Source organism: Microvirga tunisiensis, assembly GCF_009296175.1.
Taxonomy (GTDB): Bacteria; Pseudomonadota; Alphaproteobacteria; order Rhizobiales; family Beijerinckiaceae; genus Microvirga; species Microvirga tunisiensis.
In genome coordinates this window covers 1-1256 of the sequence record NZ_VOSK01000783.1, presented here as the reverse complement: position 1 = coordinate 1256, position 1256 = coordinate 1, and the positions used below count along the sequence as shown (strand labels likewise).

The 1256-nt window shown below is 63.2% G+C and carries 1 protein-coding gene; it reads right to left on the bottom strand.

Annotation, left to right across the window (positions count from 1 at the left end):
- Positions 1 to 123: 123 nt before the first annotated feature.
- Positions 124 to 789: a hypothetical protein gene (locus FS320_RS43640; RefSeq protein WP_152718683.1), complete on the bottom strand. Its 666-nt coding sequence runs from the start codon at positions 787 to 789 to the stop codon at positions 124 to 126.
- Positions 790 to 1256 lie beyond the last annotated feature (467 nt).

The following is a 1256-nucleotide window of genomic DNA, read 5'->3' as shown; positions in this document are numbered from 1 at the left end:
ACTTCGCATCTGGTACCGAGGCCCCGTCCAATGGGGATCAATCCACTTGCAGATCCCGCACCGCTTCGAAGTGCCGTCACAAGAGACGGCAGGCCAACCGGTCAAAATCACTGTGTCGAGGATCTAGCGGGAGGCCAACGCGGTTTGGCGGGGCGGCTCCCACCGGATGGGCTTGTACGCCTTGTGCGTCAGCTTTGCGTCACCCCAGATCGCATCGAGGTATCCCGCATCGGCGAGAATGATGGCGTCCAGCCGGGCGGCACGGTTGATGTCCACGTTCGCCTTGCCGGTCCGGAGGCGCTCGTCGTCTCTCTTGGACAGCTTGGTAACGAACGTCACGACAACGCCCGGCGCACCCTCGACCTCGTAGGCGTTGAACAGGGCGAGGCCGTCCGGCCTCACGTCGATGAGGCGTTCCTTGAACGCAAACCCGTTGTTCTGGGCGCGTGCCCTGATGTCGGCAAGGGTGGTCTCGCCGTAGACAAAGCCTGGGAAATCGGCCGGCTTGCCGTTGGCGCTGCCGCCCCACGTCTTCTCGGCGTAGACAATCCTCTTCGTCTCCGGGTCCGCGGCGACGGAGAGCCTGTTGCCGTCGGACAGCTTCCATCGCCGCTCCTCGTGCGGATCCCCGCTCTTGGAGGGAAGTGGCCTTGCATCGATCCTTGAGGCCGACGAGACCTCCTCGCCGACCCTGATCCCCGACAGGGATTGCGCCTGGGCACTGGTGCCGAACAGCACGCCTGCCGCAACCGCAATCGCGGCAGTAGCCTTGAGCTTAACTCGTTGCATGAGGCCCCTGAGGTTTGATTTTGGCCGGAAAATAGGGAATGGGCCGCTTGTGCGTCAACCGGTGCGGGCTGCCGGGAGCATCCGTGTGGCAGAAGGTGCCGCATTCCTGCAACACGGTCCTGCAACGGGCAGAAGCGCTCCGCTGCCGGTCTAGTAGGGGTCAGCGCAAGAGGAGTGTAGCGCGACGCGCGAATGTGTGAGTAAGGCGACGGCCAGATTTACGAGATGTCGCCTCCGGTTGAAGTCGACCTACCGTGTCACGGGACGACACGGAGGAGCGCATGAGCCGGCTCGATCAGGAGGCTCGCATGACTATCAAGGCATTGGCGGCGCGGGGAGACGTTGGTGCATAATTGAGAGGTGGGCCGCATGCACCCCTTAGCCCTGGGGTTCAGACGAGGCGCTGGGATACTGGCATGCCAAGGCTGGTCATGATGTTGATGACCTTGCAGCCGACCGCAGCTTCG